Raw genomic sequence first — 22075 nt, forward strand, 5'->3', positions numbered from 1 at the left:
CACCTCCTAAAAAACGATTGCTCCGCGAACCTTCTTCTCAGAAGACTTCGGGATACGACGGGCGAACTTCTGCGCCCCGTAGTGGGCGCAAGTCACGGAAACGATGGGGGACAGGTCGACGTCGAGGCTCGTACGATTCCACTTGAACGAGCCAGGGCGGTTCTTGATCGGATCCTGCGTGGTGTTCTTCGCCGAATGGTCGAGGTGTTCCTGCCCGAAGTGCGTTACCGCAGGGTGCTTCTCGACTGCCTCATGCAGCCCAGCGCACGCCTGGGTGTACTCATGGGCGCCGAGGATGAAGACCTTCATCTTCTTCCGCTTCAGATGCGCCTCAAGGAGGTCCCGGGCCGGGGAGTAGGCATCAATGACGATCGGGGTGCGGCGCTTGGCGCGCTCCCACAACCAGTCAACGAGTGCCATTGTCCCGGCCTCATCGAATGGCGCGTCGGCGGCCAGCTCGAGGTGGATGTCATCGCCCTCCGCGAACGTAGAGACGCCGATCGAAACCTTCGTGCGCTCCGGATTCATGTCGACGCCGTACGCGGCGATCGGCCACTCAGGGTCCGGGTCATCAATCGCCCGGTCATCCCACTTCGTGAACGCCAACTTCCCGGCGACCGAAGGTGTCGGCCACATGTTCAGGCGCTCGCGAGCGAACGACCGCGGGGAGAACTTGTGATGCTCCGTCTCCACCGTCCGCAGCTTGATGCGCCCGCCCAGGGCAGGGTTAGCGTCAGCCCAGTTCTTCCGGTCCGCCGTGAAGACCCTCAGTTCCGCCTCGGACATCTTGTCGACGTCGCCGGCGGCCGAATGCTCCACCCATGCCGACCGCTTATCAGCGCCGGTGACAGCTGCGTTCCGGACCCGCACGAAAGGCTCGCCGCGCTCGGACAGATCCTTCGGGGGAGTACCCATGTAGATCGTGATCGGATCACCAGACGGGGCTGCCGAAGTAGTCGGCTCAAGAGCCTCCTGCTCGTCCTCCTCATACTCCTGGCCCTCATCCACCACGAGGACGTCGAAGGAGCTACCGCGGCCCGCACCGCCGGTCCGGGCGCCCAGCTCAATCAGGCCGCCTTTGTGCAGCTCGATGGCTTCCTGGCCGTTGGTCTTGCGGATCTCCTTCACCAGAGCGTTCAGCTCCGGAAACTTCGCGTGCGGGTCATTGACCTTCGTGCCGAAGAAATGCATGAGACGCTTGAACGCCTTACGCGCCGAACTCAGCAGGTGCGACGTGTGCAGGATCTTCATGTTGAGCGCCACCATCAGGTAAAGCTCAACAACCTCCAACGCGCCATTCTTGCCATTCTGGCGAGGGGCACTCAATCCCCACGTGGAAGACAGCCATCCCGCATCGTCCGTCCGCAGCCAAGCCCGCACAGCCTCGGCCTGCCAAGGATCCACAACGTAGTCGTAGCCCTCAGCGAACTCGAGCGCGTTCTCGGCATGCTCCAGGCTGTACCCGCGGGGAGACGGCGCGGTGTTGAAGCGTGCCACCTGCGAACCGATCAGCACGCCCCACCACCTAGCCGTTCAGTTTCTTAGCCAACCTCTGCAGCGGAGAGACATTATCGGGCAGGTCAGCCGGCACTGGCACCGGTGGGGCGGCAGCCTTGGAATCCGCGGGGGAGAGCTTCGTGAGGATGTTGGCAAACGCAGTCGCCTGCTGCCTGGCCTCCGCCAGCACCGCGTTGAACTTGACCTCAACGTTGATGTTCACGGAGCCGTCATCATCTACTTCTCGATCCAGCACGCGGAACTGCATGAGGTTCAGAACGCCCTTGCCCTGAATGATGTTGTCCAGCTCGTCCAGGCGGTCAGCCGTACGGGCAGCCTCCAGCACCAGCGCATTGCGGGGGACATCCTGCGTGGCCATCGCCTGCCAAAGGGCCGCGCCACGCTCACCAAGGCCAGCAGGAACATCCACGGCAGGCCTCCTAGACTCGGGGCGGCCAGGACCAGCGGCCGTCGCCGGAGCCCTCGGTCCGGGACGTTACCCAAAGAGTGTCGTTGCCATCGAGGAACACCTGCAGCTGTACAGACGACTGAGGCCACACCCTGACGATAATGGCCGGGAACACGTCGCCGGCGCTCGCGCTGTTCCCGATGTGGATCTGCGGGCCCAGTTCCTGACTGGCCAGCGTCACTCCGGCGCCGTTCAGGTTCTTGGCGTCGGCCCGGCGCTTATTGACGTGGGCGGCTTCCTGCTCGGTCAGCGTGTAGTGGACAATCCGGCCAATGGTTGGCGCCTGCGTCATGTTTGCTCCTAGATCGATAGCTTGTTTCCCGTCACCGCGATGTAGCGGGCGGCAGAGTAGAACTCGATGTTGCGGCCATCCCGGATACGGCGGCCCGGACCCTCCGGAGCTTCCACGAAGACATGGACACCTTCGCCGGACTGGGACACCTCGATCAGCAGAGGATCAGGAATTGCGGCGATGGCCTCGCGGGCCCAGCCAGTCAGCTCGCCGTCAACGATGCAGTGGTCGAAATCCCAGCAGCCAACACCGTCACCAAGAACGTAGCCCAGGCCCACGCCAGCGGACGACTTCGAGACATGCTCGAATGACGCCCAGGTGCGCGAATTGGTGGAAGAGGCGTAACGACCCGAGCCGGTCAGCGGCACCTTGTCAGCATCTCGACGCACCCAGCGTCGGCGGCTCGTCATCGCCTCCGGAAAGGCCGGCGCGCGCTTCGCAGCTCGGTGCGCGTACACCCGGCACTTCGAGGTGCAGAACTTCGCGCCCTCGCGGGGGAGGTGCATGGGTCCTCCGCAGTACCCGCACATGGTTGATGGCATGGTCCAAGTCTACCAAGCTGTAACGGATAAACCCAGTAAACATAAGGGATTAGGGCCGTTGATTCAAGACGGCCACAACGGCGGCTGAACCAAATATCGGGCAGGTCAAATTCCGTCAGAGGCGGACGGCGCGGCCGTCAGAATCGCTCTGGTGGCCGGAGAAAAGTGCCCGGCGGCCGAGAGTGGAGTGCTCGGGGGGATATTTTCGCCCTATGCCTGGGGAGGGCTAGGGGCGGGGGCGGGAGGGGTGTCCCCCCACCCCCTCTTCATGAGATCTGGGATAAGGAAAAGCGTTATCCACCGAGTATCCAGAAGTTGTCCACAGGCTGTCAGGCGGTGATGAGCAGGTCTCTTTGGGCTCGTATTTCGTCGTCCGTGATGCCTGTTGCGTCTCCGCGGACCGCGTTGCACCACATGTGAGCGGTGCGTAGGTTGCCTGGGGAGTGATCAGGGCATGGTGTGGATGACCTTGGCACGATGTGGTCGAGGGACGCCGACCATGGGCTGTTCGGCTCGGCCTCTTGGTCGATTGGATGAAGGCAGATGAGGCATTGCCATTCATCTCTCTCGTAGATGGCGTGTCGGTCGGCGTCGGGTATCCATCGTCCTCGTTGCCATTCGCCGGTCTTCTCGAAGTTGGCTCGGGACCATGCTTGGTAGCGTGCGGCGTGCCCGGCTCGGCATGGAGTGCATCGGCAGCCATATCGGTACATGCTGGGGCTGCCATGCGTAACCCTTGGGTCAGGCGTTGGGGTGCCGTTCCTCTTGAACTTGCGGTAGTGGTTCTCGCAGTAGGTGAGGCGCATCTTGCCTGTGCGCTCGCAGTCATCGACTGAGCATGAGGATGTCGGCATGGGCGCTCCTTACGTGCTGGTCACCATCGGCGGCTGGTCTTGAGTGGCGCTAGGGGGCTTGGCGGTGCCTTCTCGCCATGCTGCGGTTGCCGGTTGCCGCGCTTCTGGTTGCAGAGGCGGTGGGCTAGTCGGCAGTTGGAACGCTCGTAGGGCGATCCGCCTTTGGATACCGGAATGACTTCATCGATCTCGGGTGATCCTGGTTGGCCGTGTGGGAGCGTCTTGTCTACGGGGAGCGAGCAGAGCCAGCAGTGGGTTTCTTCCCTGATGACCCTTGCGCGGAGCTTGTTGCGAAGGGAGCTGTTCGCTCGACGCGGGTTGCTCATGGCCGGTTCCGGCTGAACCCGATGGGCACTGTCCGTCGTGCCTTGTCTTCGTCGTCGTAGAGGGGCTCTCGGTTGCTGCGTATGTGGAGCTCGGGTGGCGCGGCGTAGGAGTGGGCGTGTTCGCTTCGCGCTTCGCCGGCACCTTCAGGGTGGTACTCGTCGGGCTCGTCCATGAGTCGGGCTGAGGCTTCGAGCCAAGCGCAGATCGCGCGGTATAGGCGCATGGGTTGTGCCTCCGGTTAGACTCGCCGACATGGGACTAAAGGAGTGGGCTGCTAAGGCGCCCGTAGCGACGTATGGGATGCTCACGCTGTACAAGGACAAGGTGCGCTGCCTTGAGTCGAAGCAGAAGGGCGAGTATCCCCTTGCGGGGGTTACGGCCGTGGTGGAGTCGGGCGAGGCTTTGTCCCAGCGTGTGACGCTTACTCGGTTCGCTGCTTTTGGTCTGATCTCGCTGGCCATGAAGAAGAAGTCGGGCGGCGAGTCGTACCTGCTGGTCGAGGGGCCTGAGTTCGCGTGGACGTTTGAGGTCAAGCGTGGCGATCAGGCGAAGGCCCAGGCGTTCGCAGCGAAGGTGAGGTCGGCCGCTAAGGCGACGGTGTAGCTCCTGCATGGAGTAGGCGTGTACCGACGCCTCGTTCTTCGGCTGACCCTCCGGCGTTTCTTCGCGACCTTGGCATGAGCTTTCGCTCGGTCCGTCATCCAGCGGATGGGTTTTCCCCAGCGGCAACCTGGGACAGCCTCCATGCAGGAGAGTGGGGACGGTTACTGGCTCATCTGCGTTCCGCGATGGTTGGTCAGTGGCTTTGGCCGTCAGTGGGCTGGTTGGGTCGCGATCCCTGCGCCGCCTGTGCGGTCCAGTCCTGCCGGGTGAATAGGCCGGCGGTCGTACTCATGGGAGCGACATGGGGTCCCCGTGGGTCCCCCCGGATTCGAACCGGGACTGTGCAGGTTTTGAAGCTGCTGTCTCTGCCGTTGGACTAGAGACCCATGCCCGGCCAGTCCTGAGAGGGTTACTGGCCAGCGCTATGAAGTTGTTTTGACTGGATGGTTCACCCCGCGCCAGTCGTTGGGGATTCTATGCCGCGCTGTGAGTGAACAGTTCTGCTCTTAGCCTGGCAGCAACCTTGGCGGCCTCTTCGATGGACTGGAAGGACCCGCCCTGAACATGCTTCCCGTTGTGGCCGACGACCACATTCCATCGTCCTCGCGCGCTGCTCCAATGCACGCCGCGGACCCCGGACGTCGACCCGGCATTCGCGCCAGTCCGATTCTCGGCATTCTGCTTTGCAGTGACGGGGCGGAGGTGGGCTGGATTCACGCAAGATTCGACATGGCAGATGTGGTCAAGGCCGCGCCCGTCCGGGATGGGGCCCATCAGCTGTTCGTAGGCAATTCGGTGCGCCTTCTTCATGAACTGCTTGCCGTTCAGGGTGACCCGGAACATGCCGTATTTTTGGACGAGGGCCGCTTGCCAGATCCAACAGTCGCCGGACTTGTCGACCTTTGCCCAGAACCTTTCGAGGTCCTTATGCGTAAGTGCTATCGTTTCCATATCGACTCCTAAGACGGTCGGTCGGGCTCCCGGATGCTGCCAGGCATCGCGGGAGTTTTCTTTGGGTACGCAAAAGCGCCCGTCGCGTATGGGGGTCACGGCGGGCGCTTTTGGGCAACAAAAAAGGCCAGTCACTTGGACCGACCTGGTTTCTCAGCCACTTCTGGCGAGACATGACACACTCTACCGGAATTAACTCACGTGCACCACGTCTTCTATCGGCGTGTCTAGCGCCCTGAGCAGCCACGCGACTTGATCGCCCGCCCATTCGGCGCCGCACGATCCGCACTCGATATCCCATGCCCCGATCTTGGCGAGGTTGCCGTCGTCGTCCCAGCATCCGAGGGACAGGCAGACGGCGCGCTCGTCGCCGTGGAGGGCGAGCCCGCATGCGGGGCATGTCTTCCCGGTGAGCTTTCGCCGCGGCTTGATGGGCCAGAGGAACGCAGTGATCTGGTTGACCCATTCGAGGGTGAGGCGCTCGAGGTAGGCGTGCCAGTCCGCGGCGAGGCTCATGGCGGCGATGTGCTGCAGGAGTGTTTCGAGGTCGCCGGGCCAGGGGTTGCCGGTGATCTCGCGATAGTCGGCTTTGGCGTCGCCGGCCATGCGGGCGAGCATGTCGACGGCTTCGGGGTTGATGGGGATTGGCGGGCCTGATGCGCCGCCGGCCGATCCGGTGTTGCCTGGGGTGACGGCGTTGCGGAGTTCGGCGAGCAGTGCGGGTGCCTGGCGGAGTGCGCCGTCCGGGCCGATCTTGAGGTGCTCGCGGGTGAGCTGGTGGATGTTGTCGTTGAGGCTCACTGGCGTCCTCCTGCTTCGAGTTTCTGGATCTGCATGCGCCATCCGGTGGTGACTTTGATGGGCTCTCTGGGGTCGATGCCGTGATTGAGGGCTTCCTGCGCAAAGACCCAGAGGGCGCCGAGGGTCATGCCAGTCTTCTTGTCCTCGGCGGTGTGCTCGAGGCTGATGCTGTGGTCGGTCATGCGTCCTCCTGGTCGATGTGGTTGCGGTTGCCGGTGAGTAGTGCGGCGAAGTCGGCGAGGGTCATGGTGACCCACTGGTCGGCGGGGTCGCCCTTGCCGTGGCGTTTGTGGACGATGGCGCCGGCGAGTGCGTCGTCGTTGCCGCGTTCGATCTCGGTTTCGGCGGCCCATCCGGCGAGGTTGATGCGGACTGCGTTCTTGCATTCGAGGACGACACGGCCGCCCATGTGCCGGATCCCTCCAATGTCCCCGCGGTCCTTGGCACCGTTCTTGACCCTGCGGTCGATCCGGTCATCCACGACGGCGGCGAGGTAGTCGGCGGTGGACCGTTCGAAACTGGATCCGGCCTTCTTGGCTGATGCCCGGGTGCGGCCGCTCATTGCTTGACCCACCAGAGTGCGGCGGGGATGGTTAGGCCGCCGGAAACCCAGACGCCGGGGATTGGTGCGGCCTTGATGAGGTAGACGTCGAACGTGCCGAGCGCATTCACGCGGACGCTGAGCCGCGGGTAGGTCTTCCTCATGAGTCCTCCGGTTGGTGTTCGGCGAGGGTGAGTTCGTGGGGTCCGAACCAGAGCGGGGAGCCTTCGAGGCCGCCGACTTGGAACGGATAATGCTGGGCACTGACGTCCACGACAGTCCCGACCGCGTCGAAGTGGCGGGTGTTGCGGGCGATCACGCGGACCGGATCGCCTAGCTTGAACTTGCTCACGCGTCACCGTCCGTCGTGCACATCAGCGCGCCGGAGAAGTCCATGACGGGCTGACGGTATGGGTTGTCTTTCAGGTCCGGCCGGGTTGGCAGTTTCGCGCATGCGTCCCAGCCAGTGGCCAGCAGCTCACGCCGCCCGGCTTCGAGCTTTTCCCCCATGCCGATGACCTGGCGGGCCAGCTTGTCGTTGAGTGTGGTCAGGCGCTCGTTATCGGCGCGCAGTTCGGTGTCGCTCATGCTTGGTCTCCTTCAACGAGTGAAGCCCCAGCGTTTGCCGGGGCTTCGTCGTCTTCGCTTGTGGGTGTGTGGTGTTTGCCGATCATGCCGGGTGGCCTGATCCCGGCTTTGGTGTCGGCGATGCAGCAGCGGCAGCTGTGGGCTGATTCGCCTACGTGGTCGGGGCAGGGTTCGGGCTTGGGCAGGTGGGCCCTGGCTGCGGCCGGCCAGTGCGGGCCGGGGTGGAAGATCGGCGCCGGGGTCTGGCATGTGCGCTCCATGGCCTTCGTCGTCGCGGCGATGAGGAGGGCGCCCAGGCTTGGGACGTCGCGGTGCTTGTCGATGAGTGACACCAGCGAGGCGACACCCCAGTCCGGGCGGATCTCGTGGAGCAGGTAGGCGACAGCGCGGCCCTGCTGATCCGTGATGGTCAATGGAATTCCTTTCAGCCAAAAATCCAGCAACTCGCGCATCACCTAAGGCGACGATTGGTTGGAAACTTTTTTCATCACTTCTCTAAAAGCCAGCCAGAAACGAAGGCGAGCTAAGTATTGGTTAAATGGTGCTTAGGTTCCGCTTAGATTTTTGCTAAGCAAAAGCTAAGCGCCCGCTTAGATTCCGCTTACCCATATTCGGTAGGTTCGATGGCCGGGCAGAGCTGGCAATTCGGGTCGATCTTGCCCAATTTCACGTGGTACCTGGTGTGCGCTGACTTGATGCCGCCACGCTGCCCACGCTCCTTCTGCTCGGCCCGATACCTCTCCATCTCATCGGCTGAGTTCTGATGCTCCAGATAGTCATGGAGTGCGAATGTTCCATCGGCCACCGCGACTACCAGACCGGCCCCGATCAGCTCTTTTTTGACCTTGACCCCCTTGGAAAGTAGGTCGCCGTCGCTCACCAGCCCGTCACGCTTTTCCTCGTTCGCAAAGGCAATCAGGGTCACGTGAAGCCGGAATGCAGCATCTGACAGTCCGCGGATCTTCCGATGTCTTGGGTACTCATTCGTCATCGTGAAGTACGGTCGCCTGTCCTTCGCCATCTGTCCTCCTTTCTGGACTTCCGCCCCTATGCCGCGTCAGTCCTCGAGCAGCAAGAGTCCCGGTGGGTTGTTGAGGTATTCGATGGCTGCCCGCATGATGTGGACGTTGTCGCCGAACATCCCGATGGCTTGGTTGCATCGCGAGCAGAGCAGGCCGCGCCATTCGCCGGTCTGGTGGTCGTGGTCCTTGTTGAGGAGCCGCACGACGCCGTTGCGCTTTGCCGTCTCCGGCCGTTTGCAGATGTCGCAAACGTCGCGGGTGAGCATGATGCGCTTAGCCGCCTCTTGTGCGTCGTGAAGCGCGCGCCTGCGGACGGCGCGGCACGGGTCGCAGTGGGACCGCCAAACATGGCTGCCAGCGCGGCGCGTGGCATTGGCTTCTGTGAGCTCATCACCGCACTTTGAACAATGGGTGACGACGGCGCGGCGTGTGCGCTTGTTGGACTCCATTTGAATCCCTCCATATCTGTTCTCATGCTGATATCAAGCTCTCTGCGCAGATGGTGCCGATGTCGCGGGCCGCCGGCGGGGTAACTGCGTTGCCAGCCTGCAATGTCCGCTCGGTCTTGGTTCCGAGGATCGTGTAGTCCTTCGGGAAGTCCATGCCCCACATTTGTTCGTGTGGCTGGATCATGCGGAACATGGCGTCATCGATTAGCGGATCCGTGTATTCGATGAGCGTGTGGTGGTTCCCGCCGCCCGTGATGGTGTCGAGAGGTTTGTCCAGGGTCTTTGCGACGCCGTGCTTGCGCAGCGGAACGATGAGCGCGTGCCGGTCCCGCCCGGTGAACGTCGAGAAAGGGACGTCCGTGCGCCGGGACCCGCCTTCGCCGTAGTACTCGATGAGGAAGTTATCGGCCGCCTTGTGCAGCTGCATGCCGGATGCGATGCGTGCCAGGGTGTTGGCGGCCAACGGCTTGGGCCGGTCTCCGATCCGTTTGCCGGTCAACGTCCAGTCGATGGCATCCGCGGCGGGCCTCACGGCAGGCTCAAGGATCTGGTTACGGCATGAGGAATGGGGGCATCTCCAGCTGTACTGCTGGCGGTACTTTCCAGCTGCGCGCCCCGGTGTCTTCCACGACTGGATGCACTGGACCCGGCCGTGATCCGGGCACTCGGCGTAAGGCCGGAGCCGGTCGAAGTCCGGCTTGCGGTTGCCCTTCTTCCAGAACACGATGTAGACGCGGTCCCGGGACTGCGGGGCGCCGGGCCCGAATGCTTGGGCGTGCATCGAATTCATGGAGATGATGTGGTGCTCGTACCCGAGGTCGTGCATGGACTGCAACCAGCCGCGGAACGGGCGCCATGCCGTGACCTCCACGACGTTCTCGGTCATTATGATCTCGTAGTCGTGGATCTCCGCGAACCGAGGGATGTCGTACATCGTGGCGCGGGACCGCTGGGCAGCTTCATCCGGGATGGGCTCACCGAAGAGGACATTCTGCCCCTCCCACATCTCGCGCTTGACTCCCTTGGCGCCGGTGAAGTTAGTGCACTCCGGAGATCCCCAGAGCATGGTCGTGCGGGGGATGAACTCGGGTCGGATGTGCGAGATGTCGGCGCACGCGTGATCGGTGTCAGGGTGGTTGTAGGCGTGGGACTCGATCGCGCGCTGCCAGTGGTTCAGGGCAAGCTTGACGACAACGCCCGGGATGCTGGAAAGCCCGGTACTGGAACCGCCGGCGCCGCAGAAGAAGTCGGATACGGTGATCTCGCTCATTGTGTGTCCTTGTCTTGGATTCGCGCCTTGGCTTTTTCGGTGATGGTTTCGGGGTCGAGCCCGCGGGCGCGCGCCCATTCCCAGAGCATTTCGGGGTAGTAGTCGCCGCCTTCGAGCTTGTCTTCGAGCTCGGCGGCAGCCTTGTCCGCCCACGTGCGGTTGACGCCCTGGATCTGCTGGAGTACGTCGGCGATGACCGAGTCCAGCAGGTAGGAGAAGAGGTGCATGTTGCCTTTGGCGATGCGGAGGTTCTTCTGGGCGTCGTCCTCTTCTTGGCGCCGGTTGCCGGCCTCGTCGAAGATGCTCAGGTGGATGCGGAAGTACTCCAGCTGGGCGAGTCCTTCGGTGATGCTCTTGTTGATGAGGATGTCGGCGGTTATGACGGGCGCGGGAAAGTCTGCGGGGAGTGTCTCCTGGCCTGCGAGTTCGGTCATGGTGTGCTCCTGAAATCGTCGGTGAGGTGCTTGCATGGTTCGGCGACGCACATGGCCCAGAGGCTCAGCCCGTGGGTTTGGTCGTGCCAGTCGGAGAATGCTTGGAGGTCGGCGGCCAGGTCTGCTCCGTCGAACCCGGCGACTGTTGATGGGCAGTCTTCCTCGTGGTGGTAGCCGTTCTCTTCGAGGAAGTCCTCGTCAATGTCGACGTCGACGTAGGTGGATACGCTTATTGACTGCGGCCGGAACTTCCGGTCATTGGTGGGGGCGGCCATCAGAGCTTCACCGGCATGATGAGGTGACGCATTCCGTCGTGGCCGGACAGGAGGACGGGCTTGCCGAGGTTCTCCTGGAATTCGAGGACCACATCGGCGGCCGGGCTGACGGACAGGGACCATGCGAGGTACATGGGGTTGACTGCCACGACGATGTTGGTCCCGTCGATCTCGCACGGCAAGGTTTCGCGGCCCTGCGCGTCTTCGCCGGTTCCGGCTTCGACAATGAGTTCGCCATCGCACGCGGTGAGCCTGACCGGCGTGTTGCGTTCGGCGACGAGCGAGACCCGGGCGAGGATCTCGGCGAACTCGGCCCGGTTCACCTTGACCTCGGTGTGCGAGGTGTCGGGGAACAGTGCCTTGATCTTGGGGAAGTCGCCGTCCATCTTGATGGAGGTCGTGGCCCGGTTCCCGGTGCGGATGCCGATTAGGTTGCCGTCGGACACGATGGTTGCCTCACCGGCGAGTGTCTTCACGAGGTCGCCCAACCATTTGCCGGGCACGAGCACGTCGATGTCGTCACCGGTGGGGCGCCACGGGATGACAGCTTCGGCGAGGCGGTAGCGGTCCGTGGTGCGGAGGGTCAGCTCGTCGCCTTCGGAGACAATGTGGACGCCCGTGAGAACTTTGATGGTGTCATCGTTGGACGTGGCGCCGATGACCTGACCGACAGCTGCGGCGAACACGTCGCCGTCGATCGCGCCGACGGCCGCCGGAAGCGGGGGCATGGGCGGGAACTCCGAGACGGGCATGGCGTGCATGGTGAACACGGCGCTACCCGCGGTCAGGGTTGCCTTGTTGCCGTCCACTGCGACGGTGACGGTCTTCCGGCCGAACTTCCGGATGATGTCCGTGAACATCTTCCCCTGCAGGAGGACCGTTCCAGCCTCGGCGACGTCGGCGGCGACCTGGGTGCGGGCGGACTTCTCGTAGTCGAACCCGGAGATGCGGAGCCCGCCTTCCTGCGCCTCGATGAGGAGGCCGGAGAGGACCGGGACGGGCGGGCGGGGGCTGATGCCCTTGGATGCGAATGCGGCGGCGTCGGCGAGTGCGTCGGCGGTGAGTGTGAACTTCATGGATGGTTCTCCCATAATCAGTGGATGTTTCGGGTCCGCTTGAATTCGCGGATCCATTCGGATGTTGCGCCGGACTCCGCGAGGAACGTCGTGCGAATGTCGAGGGCGGCGGATTCGGCCGCGGCGAGTTTGAGCCCGGCAGCCCCGCCCCAAACTGGCGGCGGCAGTGGACGTGGGTTTGGCTTGGCCGGTGGGCGGCATGCCTTGACCGGCGGCCGCGGGGTCGGGGATAGTTCGATGGGCTGGACGACGGCGGCCGGGGCTGGCTCCGGCACGTCCTCTGGCACGTGCACCGGGCGCCCGCGCAAACGGCCAGGATCCCGGTACACGTAGGTCATGACGCTGCCGAGAGTCCTTCGAGGTCGAACAAGGTCGGCAAGGCCTGCTTGTTTTCCTCCGCTTCGAGGTACTTCACCGAGTCGAGGAAATACCCGGCGTTCAGTTCGGAGCTGCGCCCCTTCCTGCCCAGCTTCAACGCCCGCAAAGGCACCGTGCCCAAGCCTCCGAACGGATCGAAGACGAGGTCGCCGGGGTTGGTGTACCGCTCGATGAGCCTGTCCACGATGTCGAACTGCAGCGGGCAAACATGCATCTGGACGTTGCGGCGCTTCTGGTCCCCGTTGAGGGTCAGCATCCGGTTCACGTCATGCCAAACATCCGGGGCCCATGACCCGGGCATCAGAGACATGAACGTGGCCGGGAGTGCGCCCTTGCCCTGCAGTGCTTCGCCGACCTTGATGTGGGATTCGTAGTCGTACACTTCCCGGAGCGTCTGGTCGGTGAACAGCCTGGACCGCTGCTCCACTGGTAGGGCGGCCAGCTCGTCGGGGGTGAGGTGCCGGTCTCCGCTCGAGCGCCAGTTGGCGTGCGCGTCGACCTGCCAGCGGGCCAGCGAGTAGTCCTCCTTTTCCTTGACCACCCGGTCGTCGGCGTAGCCCTTGGACCGGTCGGTCTGGGGCTTGTGGAAGAGCAGGATGTACTCGGGCGAACCGACGCCCATCTTGGTTCCGTCCTTGCGCATCTCGGTGTACCCGAGGCGGTAGGTCTGGTTGTTCTCGCGGACGACGTCGGTGACGACGGTGACCATGCCCATGTAGTCGAAGCCGTGCTTGATGCCGTGGAAGAGCGCCTCGGCGTGGAAGGGGCTGACGGTGGGGATGCCGGCGCCGGTGACGTTGCCGAAGTTGATGCGGTCCTTGACGTGGCAGGCGTAGATCCGGCCAGGCTTCAGCACCTTAAGCAGCTGCGGGGTGAGGAAGTCCATCTGCGCCCAGAAGTGGTCGTTGTCGTCGGTGTGTCCGAAGTCGTTGTAGCTGGGCGTGTATTCGTAGTGGTTGCTGAAGGGGATGGAGGTGACGACCATGTCCACACTGTTTTCGTCCATGTGGTTGGTGGCTTCGTCAACGCAGTCGTTGTTGGCGAGGGTCCAGCCGTCCCCGGCCGCCTCGATGCGCTCGACTCCCATGGATCTGGTGAGCGCTTCGGTGATGGAGTTCCGGGCGAGGCCGTACGTCTTGATGATGTCGGTCATGGTGGATGTCAACTCTCTGTGCTGCGCCCATTTGTCTTTCAGGGCGGTCACCACCTCGCCTTCGGATTCGGCGTGGATCAGGTGGACCGTGCAGGGCCGCTTCTGTCCGAAGCGTTGAATGCGGTGGCATGCCTGGATGGTGTCGTTGAATTTGTAGGTGACGCCGGCGAAGATCGCGACGTTCGCCTGCTGCAGGTTGAGGCCTTGGCCGAGCATGACGGGCTTGCCGATGAGGGCGTACGTTTCCTTGTCCCGCCACATGTCGAGGCGGCGTTCGGCTTCGTCGGTGTCGAGTGAGCCGTGGACGCTGGAGTAGGTGATCCCGGCGGCTTTGAGCGCAGCCTCAATGGCGGACTGTTCGTCGTTCAGGTCGCACCAGAGGATGATCTGCCCGTCGTCCTTGGCGTGGTGCTTGGTGACCATGTCGAGGAGCTTCCCGATGCGGGCCGGGAGGCTGTCGCGCTTCTCTTTCGCGACGCCCTGTAGGTCCTTGGCGCCGCCGCGGAAGAGCCGCACCTGGCCGTCACGGTCTACCCCGGCGGTGGAGTGGTCGACGGGGACCTCGCACCAGTCGATGGCCAGCGGTGGCAGGTCGTATCCTTCATCGGAGTAGCCGAGGTCGGATGGCTTCTGGAGGAAGATCGACCACGAGTTCAGCCACATGAAGAACTCTTCCCGTTTGTGCGGGTAGAGGGTCAGGTTGTTCGCCTGTGTGGAGTCGCGCTGGAACCATCGGGTGAGTGCCTGGCCGGTGTCCATGACGCCAAGGAACCCGGCGTAGTGGATGAGTTCCTTGTACCGGTTCGGGGATGGGGTGGCGGTGGCCACGAACCGGTAGGGGACGTTGGCGAAGAGGCTGAGGAACGTCTGGTAGGTCTTGGATCCGAAGCTGCGCAACACCCCGGCTTCGTCCAGTGAGACGGCGGTGAAGAGGTCGATGTCGAGCTTCCCGTCGCGGACGGTCTCGTAGTTGGTGATGTAGATGCCGTCCCCGGCCATGTCCTCGGCACGGCGGATGAAGGTCACGTCGATGTCGAGCATGTGGCCGTCGCGGATGAACTCGCCGCGGACGCCGAGCGGGGCGATGATCAAGGCCCGGCCGCCAGCGTGCGCCAGGGTGAGCTTCAGCGTTTCGAGCTGCATGACGGACTTGCCCATGCCGAACGCGGCGAAGATTGCCCGGCGGCCACCCTCAACAGCCCAGCGGACGATGTCGCGCTGGTGGTCTTTGAGGATGGGGTTAACGGCCGTGGCTGGTACGGGCTGCCCGTAGTCGCGTTCGAAGTCGGCTTTGGCTTTCAGGAACTCGGTGTAGTCGCTCACTATGTCCTCCTGTTCTGTCCGCGTCGTTCGCGGGTGATGTTGCGGATGGCGGTGTCGCCGGTGGGGTCGCGGATGGTGCGTGTGGCGCGGTGGTTGGCGTCGTCCTGGGCTTGCGCTTCCCGGTGGTGTTCGCATCGGTGCCGGGAGAGGCAGATGCCGTGCGGGCCCTTGCAGAGGGCGCAGCAGTTGTCCCTCATGCGGTCGGCTCGTACAGGACTGTGGCGGGCGTGTACTTTGCCATGCGGCCATGCGTCATAGCCGCGGTTTCGTAGCTGCACCACAGGCCGTGGCGAAGCTGCGCGACATCGCCGGCCGAGTCGATAAGGACCGATCCCTCGGGGAGCGCGGCGACTTCGTCCCGGGTCGTCACGGTGCGGGGCTTGGTGTACCCGGCGGCGAGGATGGCGTCGGCGGCACGAGGGGCTGTCTTGCCGAGGATCAGCGTCGTCAGTTCGCCGCGGGCGCTCATGCAGCATCAGCGCGCTTGGTTATATTTGCCTCGATGAGGTCCGGCCGGAAGCCTGACCAGTGCGCGTCGCCTTCGACTGCTGAGACGAACACGACTGGCGCTTGGAGGTAGCCGAGGCCGCCGTCGGCGACGTCGCGGGTGATGAAGTCCCGGGCCGTCGGGTCCTCGGTGATGTCGACCTTCAGGTAGTGGACGTCGTCTCGGTCGAGCATGCGGAAGGTCTGCGTGCACTGGACGCAGTTTGGTTTCGTATAGACCACCGTGGCGACACCTTCGCGCGACTGGAGTTCTTGTGCGTGGTTCATGGGTTTCCTTCGGGGTGGTGCGGCGCCCGGCCGGGGGAGTGGCCGGGCGCCGCGGGGCATGAAAAAAGGCCCTCATGGGGCCTTGGGTGGTGGTGGTGGGTTATCCCCAGCCGCCGGGGCTGGTGGACTGGTTGGTGGGCTGGTCTCCCCAGCCGCCGCCGACGGCCGGTTCGTTGCCGCCCCAGTTGCCGCCGTCTTGCTGCTCGGGCGCCTCGTTGGCCGCGTAGGCCTGTCCATGGAAGGTGAGGTCCTTGCCGATGGACTCGACTCGGATCTCGTCGACGGAACGCTTCTCGCCTTCCTTCGTCTCGTACTCGCGGGTGACCAGCTCGCCGTAGACGATGACGTTGTCCGACTTCTTGAGCAGGTTGGCGATGTTCTGGGCGCGGGCCAGCTTGCCCTGGTCCCATGCCGAGCAGCGCCAGAACTTGGTGGGCTGGTCTTTCCACTCGTTGGCCTGCTTGTCGAACTTCTGGGCCCGGACTGCGACGGTGAAGTTCGTGACGGCGGATCCAGACGGCGCGTACCGCAGCTCGGGGTCAGCGGTCAGCCGGCCCTTGATGGTGAGGTATGTTTCCTGGCTCATACCTTGACCTCGCCGTCTTCGATGATGATGCCGCGGCCGTTGCCGTCCCCGACCATTTCGATCCAGACCTGAAAGTCGTTCTCCTTGGCAACGGCCTCGACGAGCGCGAGGTTGTCGGAGTCGAGGAGAGATCCGTCGGCGATGCGGATGACGCGCAGCTTGGGGTTGAGGGCGATGGCCATGGCGAGACTGGCCCGCAGCTGCTCGGCGCCCGACGCCTGGCGGAACGGAATGCCGTTGAGCAGCACTCCGGTCTCATCGAATCCGAGCGGGAGTCCACCGGGGAAGCTTGCCTTGGCCAGCCCGTCAGTTTTCTGTCGGTCGATCTCGGCGATCTTGGCTGTCAGATCTTCGACCCGTTGCTGCGCCGCGCTCCATGCGTCGGATGCCCGGATCCAGGATTCGAAGGTGCGCACGTCGGCGTTGATCTGCTCGGCGTTGTCGATCTGCGACTGGATCACTTCGAGCGATCGGTCGCTCATGTCGTCAGCTGCGCGGATCTGCTCGATCTCGGCTTCGGCGAGTTCGCGGCGAATGTCGGCCAGCTTCGCAAGGGTGGCAGTTTCCGCCGCCTTCAGGGCGTCGACGGCCTGGTCCGTGCGGTTGAGCCGCAGCTGCTCGGCTTCGGTGTTGCGGTAGGCGGTGAGCAGATCGTTCACGCTGACGGGCTTCAGGTCCGCCATCTCGGGGGTGACTGGGATCGAGGCGGCCGCCGCCTGCAGGTTCTTCGCCTCGCGCTTGATGTCGGTGCGTGCGTCGAATGATGCAGCCCGTTCGGCGGCCAGCTTGTTCAGGTCGAAGGGGAGGTCGACGAGGTCGAGGAGGGTGGCGAGCTGGTCACGGTCGGACAGCTGCGTGAACGCGAGCGGGTCGAGGGAGAGCTTGCCGAGCAGGTCGTCCAGCTTCGCCTGGCCTTTCGGGTAGACGGCGCCGTCGGGGGACTTGACGGTGAGCGTGGACCCGGACGGGGTGAAGCGGCGGGTGACGATGAGGTCTTCGGTCTCCAGCACGATCTCGGCCCGGTCCTCGCCATCCCGGATCGGCTTCGGCGTGGTCTTCGCATTCACGCCACCGAGGGCCGCGGTGATGGAGTCGAGGATGGACGTCTTGCCCTGCCCGTTCTTGCCAGCCACGATGACGAGGTTCCCGTCCGGGTCCGGGGCGATCTCAACAGCCTTGAGCCTTTTGTAGTTCGTGGATTCGAGTCGGATTATCTTGCTCATGCGTTGGGTTCCTTTGCGGAGTTGCGGATGTAGGTGAGGGTGGCGTCGTCGGCGCCGGATGCTTTGGCGTCATCCCAGATGGCCCGGAGTGATGTGGGGTCGCCGGCGGCTCCGTCTGCGAGGGCTTTCCAGTCCTTGTCGGGCGAGCTCGTCACCGGGGCGGCATCAGGCAGGGGTTGCACGGTGTACGTCCGGCGCTGTCCACGGGCCACCGTGATAGGCACATTCAGGGGCTTGGTGCCGATGTGTGACAGGTGCGAGATCCGGATGCCGCCGGGGACCTCCTTGCCGAACCGGACGTTCGCATCCTTGAAGAGCGTCACCCGCCGGCCGATCCATGCATCCGCTTCATCGCCCCATGCGTTCATGAGGACACGGAGCATGCCCAGCGGTGGACGCCAGGCGCGGCCTTCGCCCTCGACGAGCTCGATGTCATATTTCTGCTCGGCAGCGCCGTCCTTCACTCCGGAGACTGTGAATGTGCGGGGCCCGCCGGTGAAATCGTCAGCGTTCCACTGGTCCGAGCGTGGTTCTGCGGTGATTTTCAAAGCTTCAACTCCAGTTCGAGGTAGTGGTCGATTCGTTCGGTCATGGGCATGTCAGCGGTGGCGGCCAGATAGGTGCTCACCATTTCGGTGGCTTCCTTCTCAAGCCAGGCCGCGGCTTCGATGATCGCTTCCCGCCATTCAGGGTTGGGGTAGACGCGTTTCGTCCAGAGCTTCATGCCTCCGGAGTAGCTGGTGTAGTCGATCCATGCCCGGCCGGAGACAAGCAGCCCGGTTTGGAGTTGCGCCATGTTCTCGGCCGGCACCTCATTGGCGAGGACGGTTTTGAGCTGAATTTTCTGGGCCCGGCTCTTGATTTCGATCAGGCCGTCTTCACCAACGAGTCCGTCCGGTGAGTACCCGATCTTGAAGCCTTCGAAGTCTCGGACCATGAACCCGAGTTCGGTGACGGGTGCGTGGTGTTCGGAGTAGGCGTCTCTGGCGTAGGGCTCGTCCAGGGTTCCGCGCTCCATGGCCCGCGAAGTCTGTACGGGTTCGACGTGGCCGGTGATCCGTTCGGCTGCGAGCGTCAGTACGAGGCCGCGCGCCGTGTCACTGGTGCGGTCTACGGTGATCACCTTGTCCAGTTCGCGTGCCGCTGCTGCGCGGGCCGGGTGGAGTGTTTTCAGCGGGCCCGGTGAGCGCTTCCCGATGCATGGTTCGGCCGCCGATGCATCACATTCCGGGCAGTCGGTTTCTATCGCCGACGGCTGCCGGGAAGTGACGAGCAGGCCGACGACGGATGCGGTCACTAGGCCGCACCGTTCAGCTAGCCACTCGGGCGACCCTTGCTCTAGGTCTTCGTAAACTTTCAGGCTCAACGTGTTCTCCCCATAGGTAGGTACGAAAAAGGCGCCCATATTAGGCGCCTTGCGAGGTGATTTTCTTTAGTCAGTCGTTTCCGGTTCCCCGTGCAGTCCGCACTCAGGGTCAGTTGGCCGCGGCCGCCGCGGGTCGTAGACGGATCGTGGGCATGTGCACCCTAGAGCCCGCATGATGGGCATGCCCCGCCTTCGACGTGGACCTTGTCGACGCGCCTGCACCGGATGAGGCGGCGGGTGTGGATGGCGGCGACAAGTTCGCGGTCGGGTGCGTCGTCGTTAGCGGCGGGCATTCGGCTTACCTCCCTTGTGGATTAGCGCTGGCCTATTGTGATCGGCGCGTGCCCATCCGCAGCGGATGCAGTAGTGGGTGAAGTAGTACTCGAATCTCGCGCAAATGGGGCCGGGGGTTTGGCAGATGCATTCTTGGTTACTGCATCCGCCGCGTGGGTTGTAGGTCATGCGAGCCACTTCTTCCTGAGAGCTGCGGCCTTGCGTCCGTGCGCCCTTAGTGCCGCGCGCCTCTTGAGATCAAGCGCGCGCTCTGTGGCACTCTCGAACTCCCGGTCAAATGCTTCTAGTGCATCCTGGTAGCGCCAACCCACATCGCGCATCCCCTCCAGGTCGTCAACCTGCCAACTTGTGAGCCGGTCACGTTCGAGCATGTGCCGGGCCGCGAGGATACCGAACCGGATCCGCTGGGCCTGATAAGCGTTCATGGTCAGTCTCTCCAGTAGTAGGGTCGCGTCCCGTCCGGCAGGACCGCGGGGGCGATGCTGCACCACCACGTGTGGTCGGACTGCACTTTGCACTCGGGGCAGCCGGGCCGGTTCGGGAAGTGGGCGGCGCACTCCGGGTCCGGCTCCATCATTGACGCGGGCTCAACGGCGCCGCCGTGTGTGGTCCAGGTGCTTGGATCGGTCACGGTGCAGGTGCAGTCGCTCATGCCCTTGCCTTCCACTGGTAGTGCCGGCCGGGGACCAGCTGCTCACCGAAGAAGCAGGCGAGGCGGCGGCGGAACGTCCACCGTGCCGCCCTCATCGGGTGGCCTCGTGCAGGACTGTTGCCGGAAGACCGAACTCAGCGAAGAACGTGATGCTGTAGGACTCATCAGCTTCGTCGTCGTCACTAAAAAGAGGCTCGACGTACTTCTGGCGGCCGGGACCGACGTAGTGCTCGACCTTCATCGGACCTCCGCTGGGGCTGTCGATGATCGCGGGGAGTTTCAGCGCGTCGAGTTCTGCGGCTGTGGTGATCGTTCGGGGCTGGGCGGCCTTGAGGGCCGCCGCGTCACGGTCGATCCGGGCCACGAGCTCGCGGACGACGGTGCCGGACACGCTCTCGTTCCGGCGGGCCGCCGCCCGGGCGAAAGCAAGGTAAGAGGGTTCTTCGGTGATGCTCATGCGGTCCTTCGTTCGTTGTCGGTGGATAGCTCCAGTGCGGCGTCGGCGATGATTTGGAGATCCGGGACGATTGGGCTGGTTGGGTCGGCGGCAATGCGTTCGAGCAGCACCTCTCGGCAGCGCGTAGCGGCCTTCACGATGCACTCGGCCGATTGGAGGTCGATCATGATCCGTACCTGCTCTCGAGGCGGTGTTCTTCCCACTGGCCCTCGGCGTACGCGTCTGCCTGGTCCTGCGCGATCGCGGCCAAGCACTCCATGCACTCGTCGCAGTCGCCGTCCTCGCACTGCTCTTCGTCGTCAGGCGGGAGCAAGTTCTCCCAAGCGCGCTGGGCTGACTCAAAACCGGGGATGCTCATTTCTCCTCGCATTCGACGCAGCCGGACGCGGGCCCGTGCATCAGGTGGTACTCATCGGCACGGTCAAGGCCGCGGGCATACAAGGCGTAGATGCCAAAGCCGACGCACAGCATCAGGCAGATAATGACTGGGGCGTTCATGCCGTCACCCCGATCCAGCGGGCGTAGATGTCCCACTTGCCCCTAGGCTTCCCAATGGAAGATGACCGCACCTCAAAGCCCTCTCGCTTCTTCCAGTTGGTGCCGGCTGCGGCGCTCACATCGGTCTTGATCAGGGCCCACTCTCCGGGCCGGGACTGGAGGGCATCCAAGATGGCCTGCGTCTCCGGGTGTATGCCTCGGCCGGGGTTCTTGGGCGGGTTCTTGAACTCGATCATGCTGACTGCTCCTTGGTTCGGCGCGTCCAGGTCTTCAGTGACCCGTTCTTCCGCGATCGTGATTTGGATACGGTGCTGTTGGTGGACTCGATGTGTCCGGCGTTGCGGGCCGCGGCGAATGCGAGGCCCGGGGCGTTGGGGTGCGGCGCCGTCCGCATCTCCCGGCGGAGGTCGTCCGCGGTGAACTCGTCCATGTCGAGGGACAGGCCGATGATCGTGGCCATCGCATCCTCGGCCCACGCCTCGTGACTGTCTTCCAGTGCCGCGGCGATCATGGCGTGCCTCGCTGTGCAATCTGGAGCTGCGCGGTCAACATGCAAGCCTCGTAGTCCGATGCGCCCATGCCGCGGAACATGGAAACCAATCGCCGGGACTGCGCCAGTTCTGCTGGGGTGACGTGGATTTCGTTCATGCGCACATCACTCCGACCATGCTCCGGAGGGTGTGGGCGTCGGCGGTGTCCAGCGACTCGTTGACGCGCGCCGAACGGGCCTCGCGCTGCATCTGGTCGTAGATCGGTGTGGCGTTCATGAGGTCCTCTTCCTTGCGGCGTAGGCGGCGATGTCCTGTTTCGTGCGGATCTTGCGGGCCAGCTCCATGGCGATGGCGACTTCGTCCGGCGTCAGCGACAAGTTGCCGCGGAGACTCTTCGGGTGAGGCTTGGACTCGACAGGCTGAGTTCGGGTGCCGGTGCGGGCGGCCCGGGTAATCGTCCGGTCGTTCATGCCTCGTCCTCCGGCTTCCGACTGGCGAACGTGCCGGGGATGTACTCGGGGTAGGTGTCGTGCTTGTGAGCGGTGCAGTCGTGGTGGATATACAGCCCCCACCTGCCCGGCCTGATCTTGCAGTTGTCGCCGTTCATGCGGCCACCGCCACGCGCCGGGCGGCTGATGCCTCGTTGCGTTCCTGCTGGACATTCTTGACGGCCGTCTCGCCGGTGATGTCCGAGTGCTGCATCACGTAGGCCTCGGCGTCCTCCAACAGCCAGCCCTCGCAACGCTTCTCGAAGCGACGGGCAGACTTCTTCATCTGCGAGAACGTGAGGTCCAAGCCCTGTTCGTTGGTCTTTCGCATGACAATCGGGAGCAAATTGGGCATAGGTCATCGCCCTTTCTCCGGCAGAGAAACACCGGGTGAGGTTAGT

Annotated in this window: 42 protein-coding genes and 1 tRNA gene; 1 reads left to right on the forward strand and 42 read right to left on the reverse strand. The window is 63.7% G+C overall.

Translation table 11 applies throughout. The features are described 5' to 3' along the window. Positions 1-6: 6 nt before the first annotated feature. From QCD75_RS13175 to QCD75_RS13195, 6 genes are all read right to left on the reverse strand, one after another. Positions 7-1515, reverse strand: a complete 1509-nt coding sequence (locus tag QCD75_RS13175; RefSeq protein WP_301229287.1) for a hypothetical protein — start codon at positions 1513-1515, stop codon at positions 7-9. A 10-nt stretch (positions 1516-1525) separates the two neighbouring features. Next, positions 1526-1927: a hypothetical protein gene (locus QCD75_RS13180; protein WP_301229289.1), complete on the reverse strand. Its 402-nt coding sequence runs from the start codon at positions 1925-1927 to the stop codon at positions 1526-1528. A 10-nt stretch (positions 1928-1937) separates the two neighbouring features. Beyond that, complete coding sequence (locus QCD75_RS13185; RefSeq protein WP_301229291.1) at positions 1938-2258, reverse strand: hypothetical protein; 321 nt, start codon at positions 2256-2258, stop codon at positions 1938-1940. 8 nt (positions 2259-2266) lie between these two features. Continuing rightward, the gene (locus QCD75_RS13190) at positions 2267-2764 is read right to left on the reverse strand and encodes a hypothetical protein (protein ID WP_301229293.1); all 498 of its coding nucleotides are present in this window, start codon (positions 2762-2764) and stop codon (positions 2267-2269) included. A gap of 910 nt (positions 2765-3674) precedes the next feature. Next, entirely contained in the window at positions 3675-3980 is a 306-nt protein-coding gene (locus tag QCD75_RS22215; RefSeq protein ID WP_367400657.1) for an HNH endonuclease, read from the reverse strand. Continuing rightward, the gene (locus QCD75_RS13195) at positions 3977-4204 is read right to left on the reverse strand and encodes a hypothetical protein (protein ID WP_301229295.1); all 228 of its coding nucleotides are present in this window, start codon (positions 4202-4204) and stop codon (positions 3977-3979) included. The genes QCD75_RS22215 and QCD75_RS13195 overlap by 4 nt, the downstream gene beginning before the upstream one ends. 29 nt (positions 4205-4233) lie before the next feature. Between QCD75_RS13195 and QCD75_RS13200 the strand changes: the two genes are divergently transcribed. Next, positions 4234-4584 carry a hypothetical protein gene (locus QCD75_RS13200; RefSeq protein WP_301229297.1) on the forward strand — a complete coding sequence of 117 codons (351 nt, stop codon included), beginning with the start codon at positions 4234-4236 and terminating at the stop codon, positions 4582-4584. A gap of 313 nt (positions 4585-4897) precedes the next feature. Here QCD75_RS13200 and QCD75_RS13205 read toward each other — a convergent pair. The 36 genes from QCD75_RS13205 to QCD75_RS13380 form a co-directional block, all read right to left on the reverse strand. After that, positions 4898-4970: transfer RNA gene (locus tag QCD75_RS13205), tRNA-Leu, on the reverse strand. An 88-nt stretch (positions 4971-5058) separates the two neighbouring features. Next, positions 5059-5535 (reverse strand): HNH endonuclease signature motif containing protein, encoded by a 477-nt coding sequence (locus tag QCD75_RS13210; RefSeq protein WP_301229299.1) that lies wholly within the window; start codon positions 5533-5535, stop codon positions 5059-5061. 192 nt (positions 5536-5727) lie between these two features. Next, positions 5728-6336, reverse strand: a complete 609-nt coding sequence (locus QCD75_RS13215) for a hypothetical protein (protein ID WP_301229301.1) — start codon at positions 6334-6336, stop codon at positions 5728-5730. Next, the gene (locus QCD75_RS13220; protein ID WP_301229303.1) at positions 6333-6518 is read right to left on the reverse strand and encodes a hypothetical protein; all 186 of its coding nucleotides are present in this window, start codon (positions 6516-6518) and stop codon (positions 6333-6335) included. The genes QCD75_RS13215 and QCD75_RS13220 overlap by 4 nt, the downstream gene beginning before the upstream one ends. Further along, positions 6515-6898, reverse strand: coding sequence for a hypothetical protein (locus QCD75_RS13225; protein WP_301229305.1), 384 nt, complete (start codon positions 6896-6898; stop codon positions 6515-6517). The genes QCD75_RS13220 and QCD75_RS13225 overlap by 4 nt, the downstream gene beginning before the upstream one ends. Further along, complete coding sequence (locus QCD75_RS13230) at positions 6895-7041, reverse strand: hypothetical protein (protein ID WP_301229307.1); 147 nt, start codon at positions 7039-7041, stop codon at positions 6895-6897. Before QCD75_RS13230 ends, QCD75_RS13225 begins: the two co-directional genes overlap by 4 nt. Further along, complete coding sequence (locus QCD75_RS13235; protein ID WP_301229309.1) at positions 7038-7229, reverse strand: hypothetical protein; 192 nt, start codon at positions 7227-7229, stop codon at positions 7038-7040. The genes QCD75_RS13230 and QCD75_RS13235 overlap by 4 nt, the downstream gene beginning before the upstream one ends. Continuing rightward, on the reverse strand, positions 7226-7465 hold the full coding sequence (locus QCD75_RS13240) for a hypothetical protein (RefSeq protein WP_301229311.1): 240 nt from the start codon (positions 7463-7465) through the stop codon (positions 7226-7228). Before QCD75_RS13240 ends, QCD75_RS13235 begins: the two co-directional genes overlap by 4 nt. Next, the gene (locus QCD75_RS13245) at positions 7462-7878 is read right to left on the reverse strand and encodes a hypothetical protein (RefSeq protein WP_301229313.1); all 417 of its coding nucleotides are present in this window, start codon (positions 7876-7878) and stop codon (positions 7462-7464) included. Before QCD75_RS13245 ends, QCD75_RS13240 begins: the two co-directional genes overlap by 4 nt. A gap of 188 nt (positions 7879-8066) precedes the next feature. Beyond that, complete coding sequence (locus QCD75_RS13250) at positions 8067-8486, reverse strand: hypothetical protein (protein WP_301229315.1); 420 nt, start codon at positions 8484-8486, stop codon at positions 8067-8069. A 36-nt stretch (positions 8487-8522) separates the two neighbouring features. Continuing rightward, positions 8523-8936: an endonuclease domain-containing protein gene (locus QCD75_RS13255; protein ID WP_301229317.1), complete on the reverse strand. Its 414-nt coding sequence runs from the start codon at positions 8934-8936 to the stop codon at positions 8523-8525. 22 nt (positions 8937-8958) lie between these two features. After that, complete coding sequence (locus QCD75_RS13260) at positions 8959-10206, reverse strand: DNA cytosine methyltransferase (RefSeq protein WP_301229319.1); 1248 nt, start codon at positions 10204-10206, stop codon at positions 8959-8961. Beyond that, on the reverse strand, positions 10203-10640 hold the full coding sequence (locus QCD75_RS13265; protein WP_301229321.1) for a hypothetical protein: 438 nt from the start codon (positions 10638-10640) through the stop codon (positions 10203-10205). Before QCD75_RS13265 ends, QCD75_RS13260 begins: the two co-directional genes overlap by 4 nt. Next, a complete protein-coding gene (locus QCD75_RS13270; RefSeq protein WP_301229323.1) occupies positions 10637-10915 on the reverse strand; it encodes a hypothetical protein in 279 nt (92 codons plus the stop codon). The genes QCD75_RS13265 and QCD75_RS13270 overlap by 4 nt, the downstream gene beginning before the upstream one ends. Next, positions 10915-11991 carry a DNA polymerase III subunit beta gene (dnaN, locus tag QCD75_RS13275; protein ID WP_301229325.1) on the reverse strand — a complete coding sequence of 359 codons (1077 nt, stop codon included), beginning with the start codon at positions 11989-11991 and terminating at the stop codon, positions 10915-10917. The genes QCD75_RS13270 and dnaN overlap by 1 nt, the downstream gene beginning before the upstream one ends. Positions 11992-12325: 334 nt before the next feature. Continuing rightward, a complete protein-coding gene (locus QCD75_RS13280; RefSeq protein ID WP_301229327.1) occupies positions 12326-14845 on the reverse strand; it encodes a DNA methyltransferase in 2520 nt (839 codons plus the stop codon). Further along, positions 14845-15042, reverse strand: a complete 198-nt coding sequence (locus QCD75_RS13285) for a hypothetical protein (RefSeq protein WP_301229329.1) — start codon at positions 15040-15042, stop codon at positions 14845-14847. The genes QCD75_RS13280 and QCD75_RS13285 overlap by 1 nt, the downstream gene beginning before the upstream one ends. Then, positions 15039-15314 (reverse strand): hypothetical protein, encoded by a 276-nt coding sequence (locus QCD75_RS13290; protein ID WP_301229331.1) that lies wholly within the window; start codon positions 15312-15314, stop codon positions 15039-15041. The genes QCD75_RS13285 and QCD75_RS13290 overlap by 4 nt, the downstream gene beginning before the upstream one ends. After that, positions 15311-15619, reverse strand: coding sequence for a glutaredoxin domain-containing protein (locus QCD75_RS13295; RefSeq protein ID WP_301229333.1), 309 nt, complete (start codon positions 15617-15619; stop codon positions 15311-15313). The genes QCD75_RS13290 and QCD75_RS13295 overlap by 4 nt, the downstream gene beginning before the upstream one ends. Before the next feature lie 100 nt (positions 15620-15719). Then, positions 15720-16205: a single-stranded DNA-binding protein gene (gene ssb / locus QCD75_RS13300; RefSeq protein ID WP_301229335.1), complete on the reverse strand. Its 486-nt coding sequence runs from the start codon at positions 16203-16205 to the stop codon at positions 15720-15722. Further along, a complete protein-coding gene (locus tag QCD75_RS13305; protein WP_301229337.1) occupies positions 16202-17428 on the reverse strand; it encodes an AAA family ATPase in 1227 nt (408 codons plus the stop codon). Before QCD75_RS13305 ends, ssb begins: the two co-directional genes overlap by 4 nt. Further along, a complete protein-coding gene (locus tag QCD75_RS13310) occupies positions 17425-17976 on the reverse strand; it encodes a hypothetical protein (RefSeq protein WP_301229339.1) in 552 nt (183 codons plus the stop codon). The genes QCD75_RS13305 and QCD75_RS13310 overlap by 4 nt, the downstream gene beginning before the upstream one ends. Further along, positions 17973-18725 carry a YqaJ viral recombinase family protein gene (locus QCD75_RS13315; RefSeq protein WP_301229341.1) on the reverse strand — a complete coding sequence of 251 codons (753 nt, stop codon included), beginning with the start codon at positions 18723-18725 and terminating at the stop codon, positions 17973-17975. The genes QCD75_RS13310 and QCD75_RS13315 overlap by 4 nt, the downstream gene beginning before the upstream one ends. Before the next feature lie 230 nt (positions 18726-18955). Further along, entirely contained in the window at positions 18956-19087 is a 132-nt protein-coding gene (locus QCD75_RS13320; RefSeq protein ID WP_301229343.1) for a hypothetical protein, read from the reverse strand. Between the two features lie 165 nt (positions 19088-19252). Next, positions 19253-19513: a hypothetical protein gene (locus QCD75_RS13325; RefSeq protein ID WP_301229345.1), complete on the reverse strand. Its 261-nt coding sequence runs from the start codon at positions 19511-19513 to the stop codon at positions 19253-19255. Positions 19514-19515: 2 nt separating this feature from the next. Further along, positions 19516-19740: a hypothetical protein gene (locus tag QCD75_RS13330; RefSeq protein ID WP_301229347.1), complete on the reverse strand. Its 225-nt coding sequence runs from the start codon at positions 19738-19740 to the stop codon at positions 19516-19518. A gap of 91 nt (positions 19741-19831) precedes the next feature. Continuing rightward, positions 19832-20197, reverse strand: a complete 366-nt coding sequence (locus QCD75_RS13335; protein ID WP_301229349.1) for a hypothetical protein — start codon at positions 20195-20197, stop codon at positions 19832-19834. Further along, positions 20194-20364 carry a hypothetical protein gene (locus QCD75_RS13340; protein ID WP_301229350.1) on the reverse strand — a complete coding sequence of 57 codons (171 nt, stop codon included), beginning with the start codon at positions 20362-20364 and terminating at the stop codon, positions 20194-20196. The genes QCD75_RS13335 and QCD75_RS13340 overlap by 4 nt, the downstream gene beginning before the upstream one ends. Next, complete coding sequence (locus tag QCD75_RS13345; protein ID WP_301229352.1) at positions 20361-20555, reverse strand: hypothetical protein; 195 nt, start codon at positions 20553-20555, stop codon at positions 20361-20363. Before QCD75_RS13345 ends, QCD75_RS13340 begins: the two co-directional genes overlap by 4 nt. Continuing rightward, the gene (locus QCD75_RS13350; protein ID WP_301229354.1) at positions 20552-20695 is read right to left on the reverse strand and encodes a hypothetical protein; all 144 of its coding nucleotides are present in this window, start codon (positions 20693-20695) and stop codon (positions 20552-20554) included. Before QCD75_RS13350 ends, QCD75_RS13345 begins: the two co-directional genes overlap by 4 nt. Then, entirely contained in the window at positions 20692-20931 is a 240-nt protein-coding gene (locus QCD75_RS13355; RefSeq protein ID WP_301229356.1) for a hypothetical protein, read from the reverse strand. The genes QCD75_RS13350 and QCD75_RS13355 overlap by 4 nt, the downstream gene beginning before the upstream one ends. Beyond that, positions 20928-21206, reverse strand: coding sequence for a hypothetical protein (locus QCD75_RS13360; RefSeq protein ID WP_301229358.1), 279 nt, complete (start codon positions 21204-21206; stop codon positions 20928-20930). The genes QCD75_RS13355 and QCD75_RS13360 overlap by 4 nt, the downstream gene beginning before the upstream one ends. Beyond that, a complete protein-coding gene (locus QCD75_RS13365; protein WP_301229360.1) occupies positions 21203-21343 on the reverse strand; it encodes a hypothetical protein in 141 nt (46 codons plus the stop codon). The genes QCD75_RS13360 and QCD75_RS13365 overlap by 4 nt, the downstream gene beginning before the upstream one ends. Continuing rightward, a complete protein-coding gene (locus tag QCD75_RS13370) occupies positions 21340-21462 on the reverse strand; it encodes a hypothetical protein (RefSeq protein WP_301229362.1) in 123 nt (40 codons plus the stop codon). Before QCD75_RS13370 ends, QCD75_RS13365 begins: the two co-directional genes overlap by 4 nt. Further along, a complete protein-coding gene (locus tag QCD75_RS13375) occupies positions 21459-21656 on the reverse strand; it encodes a hypothetical protein (protein ID WP_301229364.1) in 198 nt (65 codons plus the stop codon). Before QCD75_RS13375 ends, QCD75_RS13370 begins: the two co-directional genes overlap by 4 nt. Before the next feature lie 133 nt (positions 21657-21789). After that, entirely contained in the window at positions 21790-22029 is a 240-nt protein-coding gene (locus tag QCD75_RS13380; protein WP_301229365.1) for a hypothetical protein, read from the reverse strand. Between the last annotated feature and the right edge of the window lie 46 nt (positions 22030-22075).

This window comes from Arthrobacter sp. PsM3 (assembly GCF_030433895.1).
Taxonomy (GTDB): domain Bacteria; phylum Actinomycetota; class Actinomycetes; order Actinomycetales; family Micrococcaceae; genus Arthrobacter.

Bases quoted from the DNA above. Each gene is read 5' to 3' on its own strand.
- QCD75_RS13185 (WP_301229291.1), bottom strand. From the start codon at position 2,258: ATGACGCAGGCGCCAACCATTGGCCGGATTGTCCACTACACGCTGACC.
- QCD75_RS13190 (WP_301229293.1), bottom strand. From the start codon at position 2,764: ATGCACCTCCCCCGCGAGGGCGCGAAGTTCTGCACCTCGAAGTGCCGG.
- QCD75_RS22215 (WP_367400657.1), bottom strand. From the start codon at position 3,980: ATGAGCAACCCGCGTCGAGCGAACAGCTCCCTTCGCAACAAGCTCCGC.
- QCD75_RS13195 (WP_301229295.1), bottom strand. From the start codon at position 4,204: ATGCGCCTATACCGCGCGATCTGCGCTTGGCTCGAAGCCTCAGCCCGA.
- QCD75_RS13200 (WP_301229297.1), top strand. From the start codon at position 4,234: ATGGGACTAAAGGAGTGGGCTGCTAAGGCGCCCGTAGCGACGTATGGG.
- QCD75_RS13210 (WP_301229299.1), bottom strand. From the start codon at position 5,535: ATGGAAACGATAGCACTTACGCATAAGGACCTCGAAAGGTTCTGGGCA.
- QCD75_RS13220 (WP_301229303.1), bottom strand. From the start codon at position 6,518: ATGACCGACCACAGCATCAGCCTCGAGCACACCGCCGAGGACAAGAAG.
- QCD75_RS13225 (WP_301229305.1), bottom strand. From the start codon at position 6,898: ATGAGCGGCCGCACCCGGGCATCAGCCAAGAAGGCCGGATCCAGTTTC.
- QCD75_RS13230 (WP_301229307.1), bottom strand. From the start codon at position 7,041: ATGAGGAAGACCTACCCGCGGCTCAGCGTCCGCGTGAATGCGCTCGGC.
- QCD75_RS13240 (WP_301229311.1), bottom strand. From the start codon at position 7,465: ATGAGCGACACCGAACTGCGCGCCGATAACGAGCGCCTGACCACACTC.
- QCD75_RS13250 (WP_301229315.1), bottom strand. From the start codon at position 8,486: ATGGCGAAGGACAGGCGACCGTACTTCACGATGACGAATGAGTACCCA.
- QCD75_RS13255 (WP_301229317.1), bottom strand. From the start codon at position 8,936: ATGGAGTCCAACAAGCGCACACGCCGCGCCGTCGTCACCCATTGTTCA.
- QCD75_RS13260 (WP_301229319.1), bottom strand. From the start codon at position 10,206: ATGAGCGAGATCACCGTATCCGACTTCTTCTGCGGCGCCGGCGGTTCC.
- QCD75_RS13265 (WP_301229321.1), bottom strand. From the start codon at position 10,640: ATGACCGAACTCGCAGGCCAGGAGACACTCCCCGCAGACTTTCCCGCG.
- QCD75_RS13270 (WP_301229323.1), bottom strand. From the start codon at position 10,915: ATGGCCGCCCCCACCAATGACCGGAAGTTCCGGCCGCAGTCAATAAGC.
- dnaN (WP_301229325.1), bottom strand. From the start codon at position 11,991: ATGAAGTTCACACTCACCGCCGACGCACTCGCCGACGCCGCCGCATTC.
- QCD75_RS13285 (WP_301229329.1), bottom strand. From the start codon at position 15,042: ATGAGGGACAACTGCTGCGCCCTCTGCAAGGGCCCGCACGGCATCTGC.
- QCD75_RS13290 (WP_301229331.1), bottom strand. From the start codon at position 15,314: ATGAGCGCCCGCGGCGAACTGACGACGCTGATCCTCGGCAAGACAGCC.
- QCD75_RS13295 (WP_301229333.1), bottom strand. From the start codon at position 15,619: ATGAACCACGCACAAGAACTCCAGTCGCGCGAAGGTGTCGCCACGGTG.
- ssb (WP_301229335.1), bottom strand. From the start codon at position 16,205: ATGAGCCAGGAAACATACCTCACCATCAAGGGCCGGCTGACCGCTGAC.
- QCD75_RS13305 (WP_301229337.1), bottom strand. From the start codon at position 17,428: ATGAGCAAGATAATCCGACTCGAATCCACGAACTACAAAAGGCTCAAG.
- QCD75_RS13320 (WP_301229343.1), bottom strand. From the start codon at position 19,087: ATGCCCGCCGCTAACGACGACGCACCCGACCGCGAACTTGTCGCCGCC.
- QCD75_RS13325 (WP_301229345.1), bottom strand. From the start codon at position 19,513: ATGAACGCTTATCAGGCCCAGCGGATCCGGTTCGGTATCCTCGCGGCC.
- QCD75_RS13330 (WP_301229347.1), bottom strand. From the start codon at position 19,740: ATGAGCGACTGCACCTGCACCGTGACCGATCCAAGCACCTGGACCACA.
- QCD75_RS13335 (WP_301229349.1), bottom strand. From the start codon at position 20,197: ATGAGCATCACCGAAGAACCCTCTTACCTTGCTTTCGCCCGGGCGGCG.
- QCD75_RS13340 (WP_301229350.1), bottom strand. From the start codon at position 20,364: ATGATCGACCTCCAATCGGCCGAGTGCATCGTGAAGGCCGCTACGCGC.
- QCD75_RS13345 (WP_301229352.1), bottom strand. From the start codon at position 20,555: ATGAGCATCCCCGGTTTTGAGTCAGCCCAGCGCGCTTGGGAGAACTTG.
- QCD75_RS13350 (WP_301229354.1), bottom strand. From the start codon at position 20,695: ATGAACGCCCCAGTCATTATCTGCCTGATGCTGTGCGTCGGCTTTGGC.
- QCD75_RS13355 (WP_301229356.1), bottom strand. From the start codon at position 20,931: ATGATCGAGTTCAAGAACCCGCCCAAGAACCCCGGCCGAGGCATACAC.
- QCD75_RS13360 (WP_301229358.1), bottom strand. From the start codon at position 21,206: ATGATCGCCGCGGCACTGGAAGACAGTCACGAGGCGTGGGCCGAGGAT.
- QCD75_RS13365 (WP_301229360.1), bottom strand. From the start codon at position 21,343: ATGAACGAAATCCACGTCACCCCAGCAGAACTGGCGCAGTCCCGGCGA.
- QCD75_RS13370 (WP_301229362.1), bottom strand. From the start codon at position 21,462: ATGAACGCCACACCGATCTACGACCAGATGCAGCGCGAGGCCCGTTCG.
- QCD75_RS13375 (WP_301229364.1), bottom strand. From the start codon at position 21,656: ATGAACGACCGGACGATTACCCGGGCCGCCCGCACCGGCACCCGAACT.
- QCD75_RS13380 (WP_301229365.1), bottom strand. From the start codon at position 22,029: ATGCCCAATTTGCTCCCGATTGTCATGCGAAAGACCAACGAACAGGGC.